Raw genomic sequence first — 20,931 nt, forward strand, 5'->3', positions numbered from 1 at the left:
GTACTCCTTCCGTGGACCTCCACGTTAGGTACGAGGGGAACGATGACCCCGACAAATGCACCGCCCGCCGACTCGCGGGGTTCAATGACGCCGAGTTACACCGCTCGACACGCTCGACACCGCCCGGCATTGTGCTCAACCCCTTTGCCGAGCGTGCGCTTTCACCCGCCGACGCCGAGCACTTCGACCGACTTGTCGCTCTCGATTGTACCTGGACAACCGCTGAAAAAGAGGCATTCGACCTCGACGGAATCCACCGGTCGCTCCCCTTTCTCGTCGCTAGCAACCCCGTTAACTACGGGACACCGTTTCAATTGAATACGGTCGAGGCGTTTGCTGGCGGCCTCTGTATTCTTGGCGAGCGTGAACAGGCTGAAACAGTCCTCTCATATTTCTCGTGGGGTGAGACATTCCTCGACCTCAACGATGAGCCACTCCGGCGGTATGCTGCCTGCGAAGATTCGAGCGATGTTGTCGCGATACAGGATGAGTACCTCGTCGAAGAAGATTGAAACGCTCTCAACGGGGATACCCGCCAGCCAGCAGCGTTACGACTCAATTGCGTCAACCATCTCATCAGCAAGGGTGTTGGCTCGCTTCTGAGTTCTGGCTTCGGCGTAGACACGAACCACGGGTTCGGTCCCGCTTGGGCGGGCAAGAACCCACGCGTCGCCGTAGTCAAGCCGATATCCGTCGGTCGTATCGACATCGGCTCCGGCGTTCTCAGCAGTGTCCTCAATTGCGGCAATCATCGCTTCGCGCTCGGAATCGTCATCGTAGGAAATATTGTGCCGAACGTTCGCGTATCCGTCATACGACTCGACGAGTTCACTGAGTGGTGTCTCTGCAACAAGTTCACAGAGCCGTGCGGCTGTGTACGCACCGTCACGGGCGATGCGGTAGCCTGGATAGATTATCCCGCCGTTTCCTTCGCCAGCAATCGACACGGATTCACCATCGGTTTGGAGCTGACGGATTGCTGTGATGAGGTACGTACTTCCGATTGGTGTCAATTCGAGAGAAGCATCCTGCTCGGATGTGACATCAACGAGGCGCTGTGAGGCGTTGACAGCCGAAACAACGGTTTCGCCGCTCTCAATCTGGGCGGCTGTCAATGCGGCGAGAGCAGCATCGCCCTCGACGAATGACCCGGTTTCATCAAAGAAGATTGCTCTATCAGCGTCGCCGTCGTGCGCAATACCAAGGTCGGCGTCAGTCGCCCTGACAAGTTGCCCGAGGTCAGTAAGATTATCCGCAACAGGTTCCGGGTCCCGACCCGGGAAGCGTCCGTCAGGTTGGGCGTTTATCGTTTTGACTGTACAGCCCAACTCACCGAAGAGTTTGGGACTAGTAAGCGACCCAGCACCGTGTCCAGGGTCGAGTGCAACAGTCAAATCGGCATCGGCAATTCGCTCACGGTCGACCGCATCGAGCAGTTGTGTCTGGTAGTCTTGGTTTGCTGATTCGACGGTCCGAACATCGCCAGTACGGTCCCACGTCGTCAGCTCCGGCTCCTCAGCAAGGTACGCTTCGACGCGGTCGAGCGTCTCACGCGTTAACTCCACTCCATCGTCACCGATGAGTTTGATTCCGTTGAATTGCGGGGGGTTGTGAGAGGCGGTAATCATCACGCCCGGAACACCTCTCCGCTCGCAGTATGCCTGAAGCGATGGGGTCGGCACTACGCCGAGACAATCGATGTGACAGCCAACGCTTGCCAGTCCGCTCGCTGCTGCATTGACCATCATCTCCCCTGTCTCTCGGCTATCTCGGCCCACCGCAACGCGCCCGTTCCTCTCCCGAAAGACTCCCCCTGCAGCCTGTGCGATATCGAGTGTATCAGCGGGTGCCAGTTCTTGGAGAGCCACTCCGCGAATCCCGCTTGACCCGAATGAGTTCATTCGAATACGTATCAAGTCTGCGCTACCATAGTGATTATGACTCGCCAGCATGCGCCACCACAGACCGCCAGAGCCATTACCAGCCGTTGCCTGTCCCGAGATATGACCAAGTCACTTATTGACCTTCTCCAGTCGGCTGAGGCCGTCAAGTTCGGCGAGTTCGAACTCTCTCATGGAGGCACGAGCGACTACTACGTCGACAAATACCTCTTCGAAACGGACCCCGCCTGCTTGGACGCAATCGCCGATTCGTTCGCCAATCGCATCGACGAAACAAAACTTGCCGGTGTCGCCCTCGGAGCAGTCCCGCTGGCTGCGACAACAAGTGTTGCCACAGGAAACCCGTATGTCATCGTCCGCAAACAGGCCAAGGAGTACGGTACTGGAAACCGTATCGAGGGCACTCTTGATGAGGATGAAGAAGTCGTCGTGCTTGAAGATATCGCGACGACTGGTCAGAGCGCAGTTGCTGCTGTCAACGCGCTCCGAGAAGCAGGAGCCACTGTGGACAGGGTGCTTGTCGTCGTCGACCGCGAAGAGGGTGCACGCGAGAATCTTGCTGAGATTGATGTCGAACTCGATGCCATTCTTACCGCCTCAGAGCTTCTTGCGGATGCGGACCGTTCTGAGTGAGGGAGCCAAACCGCACCGCTGCGCTGGTGTATTGGCGTCGCACAACACCATCCCTTTCTTATTCGTTGGGTCCATACTACTGAGTGATGTCAAACCTCGAACTGTACGAACTAGAGGGCTGTCCGTACTGTGAGAAAGTAATATCCAAACTCGACGACCTCGATCTCGATTATAAATCACACATGGTCCCGCGCAGCCACAGCGAGCGAACCGAAGTCGAAGCAGTGAGCGGACAAACCGGCGTCCCAGTTCTCGTCGACGCCGAAAATGGTATTGACGGAATGCCCGAGAGCGACGATATCGTCGAATATCTCGAAGAAACGTACGCGTAGGTCTCGAAGCTCATTGTAGATTTTCCCGGTTCTGCTGGGGTTGATTATTCCGCTGGTGTTTTTGCTCTTGGCCTCGCCTGTGGCTCATTGTTTGCCCGGCTCTGTGCCAATTGTTCTAAGCAAGCGGTGTTTTGTGACAGGCAGAATTATACTGTCGGGTGAGAGCTATGCGGGCTCTTCTTCAACGCGGTCAAGAATGAGGTTGCGGAACTCGTCTGGGTCTTCGAGATCTTTTATTTCCTCTCGCTCAACGATAGCCGTTGTCTCGATGGACTTGCGGTGTGCCTTATCGACGACATAGACCGACTGTGTCCGGGTGACACGGCCAACGGAGGCCATGATACGGGCACGCTTTTCGGCAGTCTTGGTGAACTCGGAGTGGCCGGTAAGGACTTGCCGTTGTTCTCCCTCATTCTCGCTGACAGTTTTAAATGGTGCACGGTCAGTTGGGTGGACTTCATAGCCGACACGCGTCAAGACTGTCACGAGACCCTCATCGTCTGGGTCGGGGCCATCCGGTGGGTCCTCAGTGTCTCTAACAGACTCTTCTTCATCGAGTACTGAGACTGGCGCTGTAAGGGGTTCCTCAAACAACTCCTCGAGGACGGCAGCAACCTCGACACTGGCGTCCATGCCATCCTCGTACTTCGAAACAGTCCGACGGGAGACACCAAGTTCTTTTGCGAGCTGTCCCAGCGACCAGTCTCTGTCTTCACGAGCATCTCTGAGCACGTCACTGTCGATATTCACGTAGAGACCGCCCGGCGCTGCATAAACCAGTGGTGGGACACCCTCGACAAAGAGGTCCATCGCAGTATCGGGTGAAAGAACCGGGACACCGTGGCGGAAGTAAGCGACACCGGAGTCAAGTTCTTCGTCGCGCGTTCGGAGCCCGAAGACAATGGGTGTTGCATTCAGATATGTGCCAAGCCGGCGCATTTCTGCACCGGTTGCGGCATCGAAAGCATCGATGTTGCCCAGTATCTTCACCAGCAACACATCTTTGCCCCGACGGGCGGCCACGTCGAAGCTCTTTGGCCGGATTGCACAGCGGTCGCTGACCATGAAGCCAGCGTCTTCGAGCATCGCTGTGATGTTACCGACCAGTGCAGATCTGGACATAGCGTTTCTGAAGAAGAGTAGCTATTCGTCACATATATAGATTGTGGCACTAGTTAGTCCGCTGTCATGGGGTTTTGTTATTGTCCCAGTGTTATTCTGGTCCGAACCGAACTGCCTCTGTGGTATGCCCTGTGACAAGAAGTTGTCAGCCAAAATCACACAGACCTCGGTTAACTAACGGTCAAACTCTGCGGGCAGGGTTAAATGATGGTTTGACTCTTTGATAGTGCTTTATTATCCCAGATAGAAGTGAGAAGTATGCAACGTCGACAGTTCATCGGTGCCGCTGGGAGTACAATACTAGCAGCAGTAGCCGGCTGTATCTCAAACGGTGACGATGACGAATCAGGTGGACAAGACTCCGATAATGGAACGCCAGCAGGCAATGAATCCAGCAACGATACCCCTGCCGGAGGAACGCCAGCAGGCAATGAATCCAGCAACGATACCCCTGCCGGAGGAACGCCGACAGACGGTGACGGTAACCAGCCCGTCGGTAGTAACTGCCCGAGTTTCAGCGATAAGGTAGACCGGACGGTCTGTGCACGCTCAGAGACAGACAGCCAGATATATCCGACCATCTCCAAGCAGGTGTTCGAGCCAACAACCGACGATAACACCGTCGAGAACCTCCAGATTACGCTTCACAACGAGAGTGACAAGACGTTTGGACTCAATCCGTATGCGTGGGCGCTCAAGCGACAGACCGACGACGGCTGGTCGCATGTTGCTCCTGAGGCGTATATCCAACCCTGGGAGAACGTCGAGTCCGGCGGGCGCTACAACTGGAATTTGAGTGTAGAGAAACATCCCACCCCAAGCGAAGAGCAGACAGTCTGGATTGCCGAAGATCTCGAATCCGGGACCTACGCCTTCCAAATAACTGGCATGGCAAGCACAGAGTCCGACGACGATGGCCCCAGAATCGAGTGTGTTGCTCAGTTTGAAATAAAACGCGACTAAACGAAGCAAAGACGGAGATTTATCTCACTTGATTGTCATTGATGATCTCAAACAGCAGGTGACAGACACTGCTCTTTCCCCTCCACTGCCCAGTAGGGGGGACCCACACCGCAACGAGTGACAGTTTAGCTAAAATCCATCAGCAACTCGGTGAAACATACAGAAGGTAGATTCATCAGGAGAACCGAGAAAACGGGCAACCTGAATATCCCTTCGAGGAATCCTCGCCGTTTAGCGCGGGGAGGATGTCAATAGTCCCCGCATCAATACACCTATGACTGCGGTCCGAAAAGCCGAGATATGAGTCAAGAGTACGACAAACTGGTTCGGGATAAGATTCCAGAAATTATTGAAGCGAACGACGAAGACCCTACAACATACGTCGCTGATGGCGAGGAATACGCTACTCGGCTTGGTGAGAAATTGACCGAGGAAGTAACAGAGTACCAAAAAAGCGGAGACATTGAAGAGTTGGCGGATATCTTGGAGGTCGTCCACGCGATACGAGAGAACAGTGGGGTTTCTGTCGACGAATTACAAGAAATACGGGACGAAAAGGCCGAGCAACGAGGACGCTTTGAGGATGGTATTGTACTGGAACGAGTCAACAAATAGCCCTTCTATCTGGACCGTAGGGACCAGACGCCTGATATGCGCCTTCCATTCAGTAGTCCCGATAAAAGCTGACAGATATGAACTGTTTTCGGCGGTGATGGAGTTGCCAAAGAACGTCCGCTGTGGCTCTGATGGCAAATCAGCGCGAACAAGAGTGAAAAGCCCGGCTACTGTGCTGACCGGTTTGTGGCTGCGAGAGCGTGTGCCGGACTACTGACCGAGACGTACGTTCTATCTTGTGTGGTGTAACGAGCGGTAGCTGTATCTGATGAATACAGCATCTATCAGTCCAGATCAATTGAGTCGTTGTATTCTTCGCTCAACGGAGGTACTCTCTTGTAAAATGGTACAGACGACTCTCTTGTCTCGAAAGCGGTTAGTTTGACTCGCTACTAGGACTGGTAGTGACAGTCATCGGCCTCGACGATACCGATTCTCGCAGTCTCGGGATGTGTACGACTTACGTCGCGACTCGGCTCGCCGAGCGGCTGGCTACTGAAGGCCACGTCGAGCGGACGCTTTTAGTTCGCTTGAACCCGGCGGTCGAACACAAGACTCGGGGGAACGCAGCTCTCGCAATTCATTGTGATGTAGCCCCTGAGCGGGCACTCGAGCTCGGTGAAACAGCACTGGAGCACGCAGCAATCGACGATGACCAGACAAATCCGGGCCTCGTCGTCGCTGCCGGCGAGCCCGAGACAGTGCCTGACACTGTAAGGGAGTTTGCTGCCGATGCTATTCATAAAAAACACGACCGCGGTACTGCTATGGCGCTAGCCAGCCGTTTGGGATATGCGGTCAGGTCACGGGCAAATGGCCGCGGCGTCATCGGCGCACTGGCTGCTGTTGGGGCGTGGCAGGCCTTCGATGAGTGGAGTTATGAGTGTATCTCCTACCGAGAGCGCAAGCAGTGGGGCACCGACCGCGAAGTTGAATACGACTCTCTGTTCGAAGCAGCCGATGAGGGGTATCCGGCAGTGTGGGACACAGTCGACCGCGGTGAGAATGAGGCTGTCTGTGTTCCCCGAACACCGTGTCCGATTCTCCATGGAATCCGTGGCGACAGCCCCGACGCAGTAAGGGACGTGGCCAGAGCAATCGAGAGCGAACCGGTCGACCGCCGCCACATGTTCGTGACCAATCAGGGAACCGATACACACCTGCAGTCGGGGTCAGTATCAACCGTTTCCGAAGATGGGGCGTACCGGCTGCCGGCCGAAGTCGTTGGGCCACCTAAAACGCGGGAAGGTGGACACGTGTTCTTTACAGTCGCGGAGCCGGGAGACGACGACTCGGAGACTAAACATCTCGATGTTGCAGCGTTCGAACCGACAAAGCGGTTCCGGGACCATGTCCGCACTCTCAGAGTTGGTGACCGACTCACCATCTGTGGAGAAGTGAGTGACCAAACGCTCAAACTCGAAAAGTTCGCCGTGCGTGACCTCGTCGAAACAGAGCAGGTCACGCCGGACTGTCCCGACTGTGGGAACTCGATGAAATCTGCCGGTCGGAACGCTGGCTACCGTTGCCGTGACTGTACGACCAGTAGGGACGGGAAAGTTTGTCGAGACCTCAACAGGACGCTGAACCACGGCTGGTACGAAGTGCCGCCATGTGCCCGCCGGCATATCGCGAAGCCGCTTGTTCGTGGCGGGTTTGATGCACCGACACACCCCGAACGATAGCGAAGGCGTCCATGGAACCCGATTAGCTTCTGGCGACCGACAAGTTAGCGGTCGGCAATATCTACCTGCGTAATCTCAAACCGTGCGCCACCAGCAGCACTTTCAGTCACATCGATTGACCAGCTGTGTGCCTCAATCACCTGCTGGACAATCGAGAGGCCAAACCCGGTTCCACCATCTGCAGTCGAGAAGCCAGTCTCGAAAACGTCTTCACGTTTTTCGGAGGGAATTCCCGGCCCGTTATCTTCAATATAGAAGCCATCCGAGAGGTCGCCAACAGTAACCACCAACTCTCCTGTCGTGTCGGCTCTCTCGTTGGCCTCTATGGAACTGTTGTCCGCGCACTGTTCAACAGTGTCGACAGACGGTGTAATTGATCCATGGTCGATGGCGTTCCGAATGAGATTTTCGACCAGCTGTTGCAAACGATTCTGGTCTGCCTTGACAGTTATGTCGCTATCAATACAGATATCAGCATGTGCTGTATTGACGTTCTTCCAACAGTTGTCGACAAGGTCCGCGACGGAAACCGGCTTGGTGCTGTCGAGTGTCTCACCGTAGCGCGCCAGCGTAAGTAGGTCATCGACAAGGACACTCATTCGTTCGTGGGCACTGGCAACTGCTTCGAGATGGTCGTTGTCGTTCTCATCACGAGCCAAATCAAGACGGAGTTCAGCAACGTTCAACGGATTTCGAAGGTCGTGAGAGACAATGCTCGCGAATTCGTCAAGACGGTCACGTTGCCGAACGAGTTCATTCTCGCGTTCACGGAGGGCACGTTCGCGCTCGATTCGGTCGAACGCGATGGCTATCGTTTCTGCCCAGAGTTCGACGTGTGCAATGTCCCGTTCTGAGAAATCCGTAGTCTCGGTCGAGCCGATATTGAGGAGACCATACTCTCCAAAGGGGACAAGAAGTTCGCTTTTCAAGACAGTGTCTGGATTGTATCGCTTCTCGTAATCAGACAAATCATCGATAACATACATTTCACCCTCTGCAAACGCCTCCCAAGAGAGTGAGTTTCCTGGTGAATACGATGGCATCTCCGGAATCAGCTCGGCCCCCCGCTCGGACTGTCCAACCGGCTCTAGACGTGTTCGTGCATCGTTTGCCTCCCAGACCGCAACGATATCGAAGTCGAGCACATCCTCAAGACTCTGAAGAACGATGTCGGTCGCCTCGCCGGTATCTGTTGTTTCCATGAGTTGTTGGGTCGTCCGCTGGAGGCGTTCGAGTGTATTGCTGTAGCGCTCAAGTTTGCGTTTGTCTTCAACACGCTCGGTAATGTTCCGGCTGGTAACGACAAACCGGTCTTCGCCATCGATATCGGTTCGTTTAACATGAGTCTCAACGGGGAACGTTGACCCATCTTTGCGTCGAAACCTCCCTTGAACGCGCCGGCTGTTACCGGTGTCAATCTGCTCCCAGAATGCCTTTGCTTGCTCAGGGTCGACTGTCTCGTCAAGATCCCAGACGGCCATTTCAGTGAGTTCTGACTCGTCGTATCCGGTCTGTTCACATAACTGAGGATTGGGGTCAATAATATTCCCTTCACTGTCGTGGATATTAATCATATCCGGTGAACCCTCGGACAGCGCTTTCAATCGAGACCGAGTCTGAGTGAGTTTGTTCTCGCGGCGTTTCCGGTCAGTAATATCGGTGATAAACCCTTCCAGCGCCTCAATCGTTCCGTCGTTGTGATAGATACCTCGGCCCTGCTCCCACATCCATTTCGTTTCGCCGTCTTTGGTTACGATACGGTATGTGACCTCGAATGTACCGTCTTCAGACAGGCACTCTTGGACTGTCTCCCAGATCTCGGTCTGATCGTCGGGATGAAGGATATCTTGTCCCCAATTTACATTGTTTTCTTCTAGAGCCTGTGCCGAATACCCGACAAGTGATTCGGCATCTCCCCGGACTGTTTCCATCGGCCAGTCCGGTTCGTTGAGACAACGATAGACAATCCCCGGAAGATTGCGTATCAGTGTCTCCAATCGCCGTGTCCGCTCGCTCAACAGTTCGGTTGACCGGTAAGCTTCGACAGCGTTGCGAATCCGGTTTGCGAGCACTGTATACTGGCCAGTCCCACTCCCTTTCTGTAAGTAGTCAGTGACCCCGGCTGAGATAGCGTCACTCGCTATTTCCTCGGAGCCCTTGCCGGTATAGAGAATGAACGGGAGGTCCGGGAACGACTCTCGGACTGTTTCGAGAAACTCGATACCGTTCTGTCCCGGCATCTCGTAGTCTGAGACGATACAATCCACATGCTCTCGGTTGAGGTACCGTTCTGCCTCACAGACACTCGACGCCGTTTCGAGGTCAAACGCCTCGTTTTTCTCCTCGAGAATCGTTGCAGTCAAGTCGGTGAGACTTGGGTCGTCGTCGACGTGAAGAACCTGAATTGTCTTCAGCGTGCTAGGCATCTGTGATAAATAAACACACACAATCAGTGGGTATAAATCTTGACAGGGAACGTCTCACACATCTTGCTCGATAAAGACAGGCTACCTGCTGTCACGCTCGGATACGAGACTAGAAAGAAGCCAAAAGAAGTAACTACGACCGTGACGCCAGACCTCATAATGGAGATAGGGCTCGTCATTCTCTGGCTGCTTGCGTTTCTTGTGCTCGGTGTTGGGGCTCTTCCGTTCGCTGCGTGGCTCTTGCCCGGAACCGAGTACGCCGGCTTTGCTATCCCGGTTGCGCTGACGGTTCTCGGTGTCGTTGGCCACCTAGTCGGTCACCTTGCGTTCGGCTGGCCCGCCCTCTTAGCCGGGCTTGGTACCCTCCTCGCTCTCTCGGCGATTACTGCCACGCGAACCGACACCGTCATTGATATCGACCGCGCAGCGGAGTATGGGCTCGTTTTTGTCGCCGGATTCCTGCTTATCGTCCTTATTCGGGGAATTGACCCAGCCGTGTTGCCATTAGGCGGCGAAAAATTCCTCGATTTTGGGTTGTTACAGACACTCAACCGAACCGGCTCACTTCCACCGGAATCGATGTGGTTTGCCAATGAGCCAGTCAAATACTACTATGGCGGCCAACTTGTTGTCTCACTGCTGGCGACAATGACCGGGACTGGCACCGCTTACGCCTACAACCTCGGTCTTGCAGGGTTCTACGCGACGTTGCTGACCGCCGCCTATGGTCTCGCCGCCTCCATTGCCCGGCCATACGACGTGTCGCAGTGGGCTGCCGGCGCGCTTGGGGCCTTTTTTGTCGGTGTGGCAGGCAATTTGTCAACTGCGGTGCGACTGGTCGCGTGGCTTCTCCCGGATTGGGTTGCCGAGGTGCTGGTTTCGACCGTCGGCATGGAGGCCGGGACCGTCGACTGGTCACCCGGTGACTTCTGGTATTTCGACGCAAGCCGCATCATCCCCGTCGAGCCACAGGCTGACAGCGGATTCGAGGCCGCGACGGAGTTTCCCTTCTTTGCGTGGCTCAACGGCGACCTCCACGCCCATATGCTGAGCCAACCATTCATGCTACTCACGGCCGCTCTCCTGCTTGCTGCGTGGCGAGGGCCTGTTTCACACCGTCGGCTACTTCTGTTCGTGTTCCTCCCGCCACTAGTCGGACTCATCGGGGTCCTGAACCTCTGGTCGCTCCCGACTGCTCTCGGGTTGACGACTCTTGCTGTCTTCGTTAATTCGGACCACCCGTCAGCGTTGCTGCCGAAGCGATTACAGACCACGACCGACTCGCGAAGCAGGCTGTACGAAGAGGGTTCGCGGCTCCTTTTGGCCCCGCTCGTCGCCGGTATCGTCTTTCTCGGAGGCATTCTCTGGACATTTCCGTTCTGGACGACGGTCATGGTCAACGGACCCAGTCGTTCGGTCACGTACTGGGACCAGTGGACGCCACTGGGGTCGCTTATTCTCGTCCTCGGCGGATTCCTCGCCGCATTCAGTGCGTACTTCGCTCGGGCGCTCTGGACACAGGACAACCGCGCCAGCCCGACGGTCGTACTTACTACCAGCGGGTCTATCGTCGCCCTCGCGACGCTACTGGGCTGGCCTGTTCTCGGGGTGACACTCCCGCTGGTTCTCGTTGGCTGGTGGCTACTACGAACCGATGCTGTCGGCTTCGAGACGCTGCTGGTGGTCGCCGGGGCAGGTATCCTCCTGTTTGTCGAGTTCGTCACCATCGAAGGCGAGCGGTTCAATGTTATTTTCAAACCTTACGTCCACGTCTGGCTGTTCTGGGCAATCGGCACTGCAGTTGCACTCCCCCGCATGGCCGCGGGTTGGCCGACAATCGACGGGGCCAATACCGCGCGACTACGACAGACCGGGACTGTCCTCGCAATCGCGCTAGTACTTGTGACAGTTCCCTATGCTGGGTTTGCACTGCACGGCCACGTAACAGCAGAGACAGCGACGACAGACGAAGTTGGGACAACACTGGATGCAACGGCGTATCTGGAGGTCTTGCACCCTGATGAAGCGCCAGCGATTCGCTGGCTCGACGCGCGGTCCGGCCAGCCAACACTTCTCACCACTGCGCCGGCGGGCTACCGCTGGAATCCAAAAGACGGCGATGGAGCGGCCGCACCAGCAAGCCTGACGGGTATCCCCACTGTCGCCGGCTGGGACCACGAAGCACAGTACCGCGGCGACGAGGTGTACGACAACCGCGTTGCTGATGTTCACGCGATGTACGGCGGCGACCCCGAGGAACAACGGCGGCTCCTCGCCGAGTACGGGGTGGAGTACATCTACGTCGGCCCGGCAGAGGAGAACGCACCGCAGTTCGAGGTGACTGTCGACAAACTCGATGCTGTCACAGCCGCCGTGTCCTGGGAGCACGTGACAATTTACGAGGTTGACCAGGAAGCACTGGACGAGTAACCCCGAGTTTCTTGATAGCGGTCCGGCGACAGCCAACCACAGTAGCGTATGCCACGTGCATAGACTGTTCAAGAGAACGAACTGAACGAGTTACTCACGCTGTACAGGATGCTCAACCCGGACGACCCACCGCTCGAAGGCGACGAACCGCTCCAGAAACAGTGCCAGGAGATGCTTGCCGACGACCAAGATTGCTACAAAATCATGCTCCTGACAGGATCGGACAAGGAGTGGAAACACCGGTTTTAGGAGACGTGTGGCTTCGACAGCGAAAAAACGGGGTTCGTGCTCAATTTCTAGCTCACGGAGTGCACCGGCACGCAGCGACCGTCAGCGTCCTCGTCGAGAGCGGCCACCGCCGAGGTAGGCACTTTCTTGATCCCTCGAACGCCATCACGACCCATGGACGGCGACAGAAACCACTCTTCCTCGGACTCTCAAAACACCCGCATCGACGCGGTCGAGGAGAGTTTCTCCGTTCTCGGAGACGAAACCAGGCTCGAAATCCTGTTCGCACTCACCGAAGAGGCGAACAAAAACAGAGTCGGAGCGGGCCTCTCGTTTTCCGAGTTGCGGACTCGTGTCAGTGTCGAGGACAGCGGTCGGTTCAACTACCACCTGAACAAACTCAGCGAGACGTTCGTCACACAAATCGACGACAAGTACGTTGCCCGATTGCCGGGACTCGCGGTCATCGCCGCGGTCTATGCCGGAGCATATCACGACACAGGCACTGTCGAAACGAAGAGTGCCGAAACGGAGTTCACGTGTGTGTGCTGTGGAAAAGGAGTGACAGCCAACTACGGCGAAAATCCACTCTACCCCGGAGTCTGGGTCGAGTGTGAAGAACACGGCATTGCTGACCGGTACCCAGTTCCGCCTGGAGCAAAATCGGAGCGTTCGGTCGAGGAACTGATGCGAGTCGGATACAGCAGACTCTGTACCAATCTGGACCTCGCGCGGCAAGGCATCTGTCTCCAGTGTTGGGGGACCGTCTCTATCGAGTACCCTACCGACCCGCCGACAGAGCAGTTCAAAGACAGCCACATCCCGACAAAGGTGAGCTGTAATCGGTGCTGGAACCAATTCCCGGCCCTGCCATTGCGGATGTTGTTCGTCAAGCACCCGCTGGTTGCAAGCCCATTTCGAGCGCGTGGACACACGCTACTGGAGACGTTACAGCAACTGGCTCGAACAGGAGACGACGCACCCTGTGAAACGACGGTTCACGACGGAGACCCACCGCGTGCGTCCATCGAGATAACGCTGGACGACGAAACGCTCGTTCTCGACGTCGACGACTCGTGTACAGTCGTTGACCACCAGTGGTGTTGAGAAGGAATTGATTCTCCGTTCAGAGCGACGATGGAGTTCTGCTAGGGACAAAACCGGAAAGCTGTTGTCAGGTTACGCTTCAGCCTGCAGTACGTCGATTTCCGCTGCGTCGACAGCTTCAACATCGAGGTGCATAGGAATATAGTTGCGTCGTTCGTAATCTTCGCGCTCGTCTTCGGAGCCGACTGTACACCACAACTGCGGGTTGTCGGGACCGTGCCAGTCACCCTGCCGGTTGATGCCAAAGCAGATGTACTCCTCGCCGGCGTACTCGATGACGGCACCCTTCCGAATTCCGGGGTCCCCACGAACGATGAGTTTTTGCATACACGAGGCTTTGACTGAGGGTTCCTTAATCACTTCGGAGCTAAGACGGTTCGTGGCTGTCTCCGGGCAGGCCGCCACTGTCTGTTCCCGGTGTGCGTCACCACCTCGGAATACTTCGGGGTCTATTTGTGGCTGGTGTGGGAAGGTATCGTGATGACCTATCGGACACTGGACGAGCTCGACGAGGGACAGCGCGTGCTCGCGCGACTAGATCTTAACTCACCCGTTTCTGTCGGCGTCGTCGAGGACAACCGCCGCTTTTCTCGACACGTAGAAACCGTTAGGGATCTCGTTGAGGACGGCCACCGTGTCGCCCTGCTCGCCCATCAGGGCCGCCCGGGCCGTGACACGTTCGTAACCCTAGAACAGCACGCTGACATCCTCGCCGACCATCTTGACCACCACGTCGAGTATGTCCCCGACACGTACGGCCAGACGGCGCTCGATGCAATCGAACACCTCGACGCCGGCGAAGTTGTCCTGCTCGAAAATGTCCGCATGACCGATGACGAACTGCCCGAGCGCGATCCCGTAGAACATGCTGACTCGGCTCTCGTCCAGACGCTTGCACCGGAGTTCGATGCGTTCGTCGGTGACGCCTACTCGGCAGCCCACCGCAAGCACGCCTCCATCGTCGGCTTCCCGCTCGCAATGGACTCCTACGCTGGTCGAGTTATGGCCGGGGAGTACGAGGCGAACTCATCTATCGCAACCCGCGATTTTGACGGTGAGGTAACGATGGTTGCCGGCGGGACAAAAGCAACAGACGTTATCGACGTGATGACTGCGCTCAGAGATAAGGTCGATAACTTCCTGCTTGGCGGTGTCGTCGGCGAGCTCTTTTTGCGTGCGGTCGGCTACGATGTGGGCCGAGATATCGACGAAAACGACCTCTATGAGAGTCAGTGGCTCGCCAACCGCGACCAGATTACGGACCTCATCGAAAACCATCCAAGCGACCTTGTCTACCCAACTGACCTTGCGTACGCCGATGGAGACGATGAGCGCGCCGAAGTCACTGTTGCGGAAGTCAAAAATAAAGATCACGACTACCTCGATGTAGGGACCGACACCGCCGAGCAGTTTGCGGATATTGCTGCGAACTCGTCGGCAATCTTCGTCAAGGGTGCACTTGGGCTGTTCGAGGATGACCGGTTCAATCTCGGAACGGTCCGTGTGTTAGAGGCGATCGGAGAATGTGACTCTTTCTCGGTTGTCGGTGGCGGAGACACGTCGCGTGCAATCGAGATGTACGGCATGGACGAAGACGCCTTTTCACACGTTTCGATTGCGGGCGGTGCCTACATCAATGCACTCACCGGGAAATCACTCCCGGGAGTCGAAGTTCTCAAAGACGACAGCGACTGGTAGAGAGAGATTAGTTGTTCGTAAAGCTCTCGTCGGCCGTTGTATCCGCTTTGACGTCAGTGTCGATATCGAGTTTCTTGACAAGGTCGACGAGGTCGTGTATCTGCGGGAACGTGTAGACTGTCAGATCAACATCCGTCGACGGGGCAAGAATCTCCGAGTCGAGAACGAACACAAGATCTTCGTCGGGCCACCCACCCATCCGCTCGATTATCTCATGAGTCGGGCCATAGGTGAACGTTGGTGTTCCCATATCGATTGTGGTGTCGAGGACGTTCGCCCAGCCGTCGATGTAGCCGGATGTCATGATGTTCCCAATTTCTTGGATGGCAGAGCGTTCCATATCACTAAAGCCATCTGTGTCGTCGTCGCCACCGTCACCCGGAATCATCGACTGTGCAAGTTGCTTGCTGGACGACGGTTCCAACACAAACAGCACGTACCCGTTTGGCGGGTCAGTAAGCTCAACGAAGATGCTAACCTTCTCTTCGTCCCCCAGATGAGTCTTGACGTCTTCCATGTGGAGAAAGTTGATTTTGGCAACCTCGATCTCCGCATCCAATCCCGCCATCTGGTTGAGGCTGTGAGCCACCTGCCGCGAGCCCTCCTTGGAGATGTTGTTGAACACCTCCAGTTTCCTGACGTCGACCTTCATACTGCTCATTGCCTAACCTATGTAGCTATCGCCCCGTAAATGTCAGGGTGTTACGATTCGACTCCATCACGCATTTTGACCGCCATACCGGTTTCGAAGGCGAGCATCCCCTCCCCGGCCAGTTCTGCCCGTCCGACTCCCAGAAGCGTTCCATCGTCGCGAGTGACGAGGACTTCATCCCGCGGACGGATTGTTTTGTCGGCATGCTGGACGAATTTCGCGAATGCGTTACGCCCCTCGCGGACAAACGGGTCGCTTTCCTCGCCGACGACGACACGGTACGAGGTATCGGGCAACGCGTTGTTGAGGCGACGACCCCCTTCGATACCAAGTCTAAACCGACCGTCGCGTTCGTAGGTCGCAATTCGTCCGGCTTCTGCGTGTATCTGACGGGGCCGCCCCGAGGTTGTTCGCGTCACGTCAAGCGGTTCATCGGTCGGAAACAGTGCCTCAGCCGCGTCATCACCAAACTGATACCGGGCAATCGTTCTGAGGTCAGCCAGATCAGCGGTCATCTATATTTGCTGTCCCACTGTCTCCTCAGTGGCATTTTCGACGAGTCGTTTCAATACGTACGGTGTACCGACGGCATCGACAGCCGCAGCACCGATCATGAGTGCTTGGGTGATCGTATTATCGATAAAGAAGACTGCAACGACGACAATAGAGAGTGAACTCATAAGCCCGAGGAGGACTCGAATGTTCGAGTTTGCGAACGGGTGATTTTCTATGTCCATGTTCGATACTGTCGTCGCCGTAGTATAAAACGCTGTTATCTATTTCTGAGTCAGTCGTTCACGGGACGGAACGAGTCCGTCGTCATCATCATCGTCCTCACCACCACTCTGGCTGTCATCGTCAGAGTTGTCGTCAAAATTAAGCCACCAATCAGTCTCTGTGATATCAAGAGAGGCCCCCACACCATCGAGTGTCCCTTGGGCAATCGATAACGGCGTCGTCCCACACTGCTGGCGTTGCATATCCGAGGATTGGTTGACAAAGATCGCAGTCGTCAGGTCGAACTTACAGGAGACACCACTCCCGTCCTGTGGAATCGTTACCTCGCTCCCACTGATATCGAGGGCAAGTTGGCCAGCGACTTCGACAGTGCTCTGTTCGCCACGGTCGACATGGGTGGCAAACCACTCCGGGACGTTCTTGTTGTCCATCTCGATACGGAACGTTCGCTTCTCCGTCTCGCCCGGCGGAATCAATCCTTCATCCGTGACTTCGAGAACCGTGACCTCGTCAGCATCCCAGTCGGCGACCCGAATGTCGTTCATCGCGACGTAGCCGGTGAACGCGGGCGTTGGAATCGGGTAGGCGTTTGGGTTCGTGATATCTACCGTCACGAGTATATTGGTCTGTGCCTCGGTCACGTTACCCCACTCTGTAGTCACCGAATCAACCTCGACTGTTGGCTCAATTGCTGTACCATCAGGAGCAGTCAGGCCGGTCTCTGTTCCACTGTAAGTTCCCTCGAACGTCGAGAAGCCGCGGTTGAGTGCCCCCTGGATATCGGTGTCGATAGTGTCCTCGTACGTTCCGGACGGCGAGCCCGAAAACGGCCCCGAAGAGACGTTTGCAGTCGCATTCACCTGAAGGTCGCTGACTTCGTCGTTGCGTAAGTGTCTGTACCACCACTCTGAAAGTCGGTTGTAGAAGAGGTCGGTTCGGAACTCGTGGGTGCTTTCTCCTGATGGCAGGCTCAGTCCGGTGCCTTCACCCTCGGCGAGGCGGACACCCTGGAGTGCGACGCCGTAATTAATGGCACCGTCTCCCCCACCAACAGGATTTGGGTTGTCGACCCTGACAGTAGTCAGTACTTCGATACGTTCGTCCTCGACCTCGCCCCAACTGTTGTCGGCCAGGCCGGCATCTGGAACGCCAATGAGACCCAGTGCGGACAGCCCACCCACAAGAGCAATACCCACAACGACGACCAGACCGCCGATTTTACCAAATCGTTTGACCTTCTCCCAGTCCATGCTCGCTACACATCGTCGGACCGATAAAGTGGCTTGTGGCCACGGTATCACTGATAGAAACTGGGAATCCCGGCCCAGTAGAGAATCCAAAGAAAGTTTTCCATACAGGACACAGGTCCAATATGGCCGTCAGTAAGAAACTAAAGACGAGTGTTCGTGCTCGGCCGGTCGCCGTGACAATCGCGGTGACGGTCGTCGGGTATGGACTGGTCATTGGAACCTTCCTGGGGGTTATCGACTTTTATCCAGACCTCTCGAAAGGAACTGTCGACGTCCTGACACACCTCATCGCCGTAATTAACACTGGTGCGCTTGCCGCGTTGCTTGCTGGTGTTTACTTTATCTCGAACCGAGACGTGCACAAACACGCAATCTCGATGTTAATAGCATTTTCACTTATTCTTCTCTTTTTGGTCGTCTACGTCTTCCGTGTCGGCGGCGGTGAGACGAAAGCAATCGTCGCGCCAGACCTCGTTACGACGGTCTACCGCGTGATGCTTGCAATACATATCCTCCTTTCTATTGTCTCTGTGCCAGTCGTGGTGTACGCCGTCGTACTCGGGTTGACCCGAACGCCAGCCGAACTGGCTGAATCACTGAAATCAACTGTCGGACGTGTTGCAGCCTCGGCATGGATTCTGAGTCTTACTCTTGGTATTGTGACGTACTTCCTGTTGAACCATGTCTATGATTCGAAACCGCTTGAATCGGTCCTGATTGTCGGTCTTGTGAGTCTTCGCCCGCTTTCGCCACTGACGGTCTTTCGGTCGCTACTAGCCCGGCTACACCAGTAACCAAAACAAACGCAGTTTGATTCGGCGGCTTCAGAGAAAAAAGACAGTCTGTCGAAGCTATTCGAGGTCGAAGCGGTCAAGCTTCATGACTGTGCTCCATGCATCGACGAAGTCGTGGACGAACTCTTCTTCTCCGTCGTTGGTTCCGTAGACTTCAGCGATAGCGCGCAGTCGGTCGTTCGACCCGAAGATGAGGTCGAATCGAGTGCCTTTCCATTCGACATCGCCCGTCTCACGGTCGTATCCTTCGTAGACGCCGTCAGTGTCTGACTCTTCCCACTCGTAGCGCATATCAAGCAGGTTCGCAAAGAAGTCGTTGGTTAGCGTCTGTGGCTCATCAGTAAACACTCCAAGGTCGGAGTCTTGATGGGTCACACCCATCGTTCGCATGCCGCCGACAAGAGCCGTCATTTCCTCGGGAGTCAGCGACAGGAGGTCGGCTTTGTCGACGAGATGCTCTTCGGGCTGGTGTGGGAGGTCCGCTTCCATGTAGTTGCGGAACCCATCAGCCTTGGGCTTGAGCGCCTCGAAAGAGTCCTCGTCGGTCTGCTCGGGAGATGCATCAGTCCGGCCTGGCTCGAATGGCACCTCAACATCGTATCCGGCATCGGCTGCTGCCTGTTCGACGGCTGCAGCGCCACCGAGTACGATCAGGTCAGCAAGTGAGACGCGAACGTCGTCGGAGCGCGAACTGTTAAACTCATCCTGTATTTCTTCGAGCGTTGAGAGGACTGTCTCCAGTTTTGCGGGCTCGTTGACTTCCCAGCTCCGCTGTGGTTCAAGCCGAATACGGGCACCGTTTGGGCCACCACGCTTGTCGCTGTCGCGGTACGTCGATGCCGATGCCCAGGCCGTTTTCACAAGCTGGGTAACAGAGAGTTCTGAATCAAGAACGTGCTCTTTGAGTTCAGCAATCTCTTCGTCACCGACCAGATCGTAGTCAGCATCGGGCAGTGGGTCCTGCCAAATCATCTCTTCGTCAGGCACTTCAGGTCCGAGGAACCGCTCTGGCGGTCCCATATCGCGGTGGATCAGCTTGTACCACGCCTTTGCAAACGTGATACCAAACTCCATCGGGTTTTCCTGGAAGCGCTCGACAATTTCCCGGTAGTCGGAGTCCTTTTTCAGTGCAATATCTGTCGTCAGCATCATCGGGGTGCGCTTTTCGGAGTCGTCATGTGCCCCAGAAGCCGAGTTCTCAAGCTCTTCGCTTTTTGGCGTCCACTGCCAGGCCCCGCCCGGACCCTTCTCGGCTTCCCACTCGTAGTCGAGTAGGTTGTTGAGGTAGTCCATGTCCCACTCGATAGGTGACTGCGTCCATGGCCCCTCGATACCGCTAGTAATTGTATCGTCGCCTTTGCCTTCGCCATAATCACTCTCCCAACCAAGTCCCTGTTTTTCGATGGGTGCCGCTTCGGGTTCCGGGCCGACGTGGTCGTCTGGGTCGTCTGCACCGTGGACTTTCCCGAACGTGTGGCCGCCTGCGATGAGCGCAACCGTTTCCTCGTCGTTCATCGCCATTCGGCTGAACGACTCGCGGATATTTTTTGCCGATGCTTCCGGTGCCGGTTCACCGTCTGGGCCTTCAGGATTGACGTAGATAAGACCCATCACAGTTGCTCCAAGACCATCTTGGAGGTCTCCAGGTTCGCCAAAGCGCTCGTTAGTTTCCATCTCGTCTTCAGGCCCCCAATCAACTGATTCGTCGGGCGCGAAGTCGTCTTCGCGCCCGCCAGCGAATCCGAAGGTCTGGAAACCCATCGACTCCATGGCGACGTTGCCGGCAAGAACCAGCAGATCAGCCCACGAGATCTTGCGACCGTATTTCTGTTTGACCGGCCAGAGCAAGCGCCGTGCTTTGTCGAGATTTGCATTGTCAGGCCAGCTGCTAAGCGGTGCAAAGCGCTGTCGACCGCCCGCTGCGCCGCCTCGGCCATCGGAAGTGCGGTACGTGCCGGCGCTGTGCCACGACATCCGAATAAACAACGGACCGTAATGGCCGTAATCCGCTGGCCACCAGTCCTCCGAATCCGTCATAACAGCTTCAATATCTTCCTTCAGAGCCTCGAAATCGAGTTTCTGGAACTCTTCTTGATAATTAAACTCCTCACCTCTCGGGTCGAGTTGCTGTGCGTTTTTGTCGAGTATATCCAGATTAAGTCGGTTCGGCCACCAATCTTGGTTAGACCTATTCATCGCCTATAGATTGTCGCTTTGGCATATTAGTGTTGTCGGAACAGCAAGGAAATATTCGTTACAGACCAACCAATCTATAGGATAGATGAATATTGTTGCTCATAGCAACGGCACAAAGAGCGTGTGGGCTGCCTGAGAGGGCGTCAGGGGGGAAGGGGGTG

At 55.8% G+C, this 20,931-nt stretch carries 20 protein-coding genes; 11 read left to right on the forward strand and 9 right to left on the reverse strand.

The genetic code is table 11. From position 1 onward, the window contains the following. Nucleotides 1–11 precede the first annotated feature (11 nt). Nucleotides 12–512, forward strand: a complete 501-nt coding sequence (locus N5098_RS17310) for a DUF367 family protein (protein ID WP_267639093.1) — start codon at nucleotides 12–14, stop codon at nucleotides 510–512. Nucleotides 513–548: 36 nt separating this feature from the next. Here N5098_RS17310 and glmM read toward each other — a convergent pair whose 3' ends face one another. Continuing rightward, nucleotides 549–1,901, reverse strand: coding sequence for a phosphoglucosamine mutase (glmM, locus tag N5098_RS17315; RefSeq protein ID WP_267639094.1), 1,353 nt, complete (start codon nucleotides 1,899–1,901; stop codon nucleotides 549–551). A 102-nt stretch (nucleotides 1,902–2,003) separates the two neighbouring features. On the opposite strand from glmM, the gene pyrE reads away from it, so the two are divergent. Further along, the gene (gene pyrE / locus N5098_RS17320; protein WP_267639095.1) at nucleotides 2,004–2,534 is read left to right on the forward strand and encodes an orotate phosphoribosyltransferase; all 531 of its coding nucleotides are present in this window, start codon (nucleotides 2,004–2,006) and stop codon (nucleotides 2,532–2,534) included. A gap of 86 nt (nucleotides 2,535–2,620) precedes the next feature. Further along, nucleotides 2,621–2,866, forward strand: a complete 246-nt coding sequence (locus N5098_RS17325; protein ID WP_267639096.1) for a glutathione S-transferase N-terminal domain-containing protein — start codon at nucleotides 2,621–2,623, stop codon at nucleotides 2,864–2,866. Between the two features lie 165 nt (nucleotides 2,867–3,031). Here the strand turns inward: N5098_RS17325 and N5098_RS17330 are convergent, their stop codons facing one another. Next, on the reverse strand, nucleotides 3,032–3,988 hold the full coding sequence (locus N5098_RS17330; RefSeq protein ID WP_267639097.1) for a transcriptional regulator: 957 nt from the start codon (nucleotides 3,986–3,988) through the stop codon (nucleotides 3,032–3,034). 258 nt (nucleotides 3,989–4,246) lie between these two features. Here N5098_RS17330 and N5098_RS17335 point away from each other — a divergent pair, with 258 nt between their 5' ends. The 3 genes from N5098_RS17335 (at nucleotide 4,247) to N5098_RS17345 (ending at nucleotide 7,251) form a co-directional block, all read left to right on the forward strand. Beyond that, nucleotides 4,247–4,951 carry a hypothetical protein gene (locus N5098_RS17335; protein ID WP_267639098.1) on the forward strand — a complete coding sequence of 235 codons (705 nt, stop codon included), beginning with the start codon at nucleotides 4,247–4,249 and terminating at the stop codon, nucleotides 4,949–4,951. Nucleotides 4,952–5,251: 300 nt separating this feature from the next. Next, nucleotides 5,252–5,566, forward strand: a complete 315-nt coding sequence (locus tag N5098_RS17340; RefSeq protein WP_267639099.1) for a nucleoside triphosphate pyrophosphohydrolase — start codon at nucleotides 5,252–5,254, stop codon at nucleotides 5,564–5,566. A 404-nt stretch (nucleotides 5,567–5,970) separates the two neighbouring features. Then, the gene (locus tag N5098_RS17345) at nucleotides 5,971–7,251 is read left to right on the forward strand and encodes a TiaS agmantine-binding domain-containing protein (RefSeq protein WP_267639100.1); all 1,281 of its coding nucleotides are present in this window, start codon (nucleotides 5,971–5,973) and stop codon (nucleotides 7,249–7,251) included. 44 nt (nucleotides 7,252–7,295) lie between these two features. Here the strand turns inward: N5098_RS17345 and N5098_RS17350 are convergent, their stop codons facing one another. After that, nucleotides 7,296–9,677: a hybrid sensor histidine kinase/response regulator gene (locus N5098_RS17350; protein WP_267639101.1), complete on the reverse strand. Its 2,382-nt coding sequence runs from the start codon at nucleotides 9,675–9,677 to the stop codon at nucleotides 7,296–7,298. Nucleotides 9,678–9,716: 39 nt separating this feature from the next. On the opposite strand from N5098_RS17350, the gene N5098_RS17355 reads away from it, so the two are divergent. The 3 genes from N5098_RS17355 (at nucleotide 9,717) to N5098_RS17365 (ending at nucleotide 13,442) form a co-directional block, all read left to right on the forward strand. After that, nucleotides 9,717–12,107 carry a DUF2298 domain-containing protein gene (locus N5098_RS17355; protein WP_267639102.1) on the forward strand — a complete coding sequence of 797 codons (2,391 nt, stop codon included), beginning with the start codon at nucleotides 9,717–9,719 and terminating at the stop codon, nucleotides 12,105–12,107. A 108-nt stretch (nucleotides 12,108–12,215) separates the two neighbouring features. Next, nucleotides 12,216–12,356: a hypothetical protein gene (locus tag N5098_RS17360; protein WP_267639103.1), complete on the forward strand. Its 141-nt coding sequence runs from the start codon at nucleotides 12,216–12,218 to the stop codon at nucleotides 12,354–12,356. 153 nt (nucleotides 12,357–12,509) lie between these two features. Further along, nucleotides 12,510–13,442: a winged helix-turn-helix domain-containing protein gene (locus tag N5098_RS17365; RefSeq protein ID WP_267639104.1), complete on the forward strand. Its 933-nt coding sequence runs from the start codon at nucleotides 12,510–12,512 to the stop codon at nucleotides 13,440–13,442. A 72-nt stretch (nucleotides 13,443–13,514) separates the two neighbouring features. On the opposite strand, the gene N5098_RS17370 is transcribed toward N5098_RS17365, so the two are convergent. Further along, nucleotides 13,515–13,769 carry an HAH_0734 family protein gene (locus N5098_RS17370; RefSeq protein WP_267639105.1) on the reverse strand — a complete coding sequence of 85 codons (255 nt, stop codon included), beginning with the start codon at nucleotides 13,767–13,769 and terminating at the stop codon, nucleotides 13,515–13,517. A 153-nt stretch (nucleotides 13,770–13,922) separates the two neighbouring features. On the opposite strand from N5098_RS17370, the gene N5098_RS17375 reads away from it, so the two are divergent. Further along, nucleotides 13,923–15,140, forward strand: a complete 1,218-nt coding sequence (locus N5098_RS17375; protein ID WP_267639106.1) for a phosphoglycerate kinase — start codon at nucleotides 13,923–13,925, stop codon at nucleotides 15,138–15,140. A gap of 7 nt (nucleotides 15,141–15,147) precedes the next feature. Here N5098_RS17375 and N5098_RS17380 read toward each other — a convergent pair whose 3' ends face one another. The 4 genes from N5098_RS17380 to N5098_RS17395 are packed head-to-tail and all read right to left on the reverse strand — an operon-like array spanning nucleotide 15,148 to nucleotide 17,780. Further along, nucleotides 15,148–15,801 carry a chemotaxis protein CheC gene (locus N5098_RS17380; RefSeq protein ID WP_267639107.1) on the reverse strand — a complete coding sequence of 218 codons (654 nt, stop codon included), beginning with the start codon at nucleotides 15,799–15,801 and terminating at the stop codon, nucleotides 15,148–15,150. 41 nt (nucleotides 15,802–15,842) lie between these two features. Continuing rightward, nucleotides 15,843–16,307, reverse strand: a complete 465-nt coding sequence (locus tag N5098_RS17385; protein ID WP_267639108.1) for a PUA domain-containing protein — start codon at nucleotides 16,305–16,307, stop codon at nucleotides 15,843–15,845. Continuing rightward, complete coding sequence (locus N5098_RS17390) at nucleotides 16,308–16,529, reverse strand: hypothetical protein (protein ID WP_267639109.1); 222 nt, start codon at nucleotides 16,527–16,529, stop codon at nucleotides 16,308–16,310. Between the two features lie 39 nt (nucleotides 16,530–16,568). Then, entirely contained in the window at nucleotides 16,569–17,780 is a 1,212-nt protein-coding gene (locus tag N5098_RS17395) for an LEA/WHy family protein (protein ID WP_267639110.1), read from the reverse strand. 122 nt (nucleotides 17,781–17,902) lie between these two features. Here N5098_RS17395 and N5098_RS17400 point away from each other — a divergent pair, with 122 nt between their 5' ends. Then, on the forward strand, nucleotides 17,903–18,574 hold the full coding sequence (locus N5098_RS17400) for a DUF420 domain-containing protein (RefSeq protein ID WP_267639111.1): 672 nt from the start codon (nucleotides 17,903–17,905) through the stop codon (nucleotides 18,572–18,574). Nucleotides 18,575–18,631: 57 nt separating this feature from the next. Here N5098_RS17400 and katG read toward each other — a convergent pair whose 3' ends face one another. Further along, nucleotides 18,632–20,770, reverse strand: a complete 2,139-nt coding sequence (gene katG / locus N5098_RS17405) for a catalase/peroxidase HPI (protein ID WP_267639112.1) — start codon at nucleotides 20,768–20,770, stop codon at nucleotides 18,632–18,634. Nucleotides 20,771–20,931 lie beyond the last annotated feature (161 nt).

It is taken from the genome of Halovenus rubra, assembly GCF_026586665.1.
GTDB classification, from domain to species: Archaea; Halobacteriota; Halobacteria; order Halobacteriales; family Haloarculaceae; genus Halovenus; species Halovenus rubra.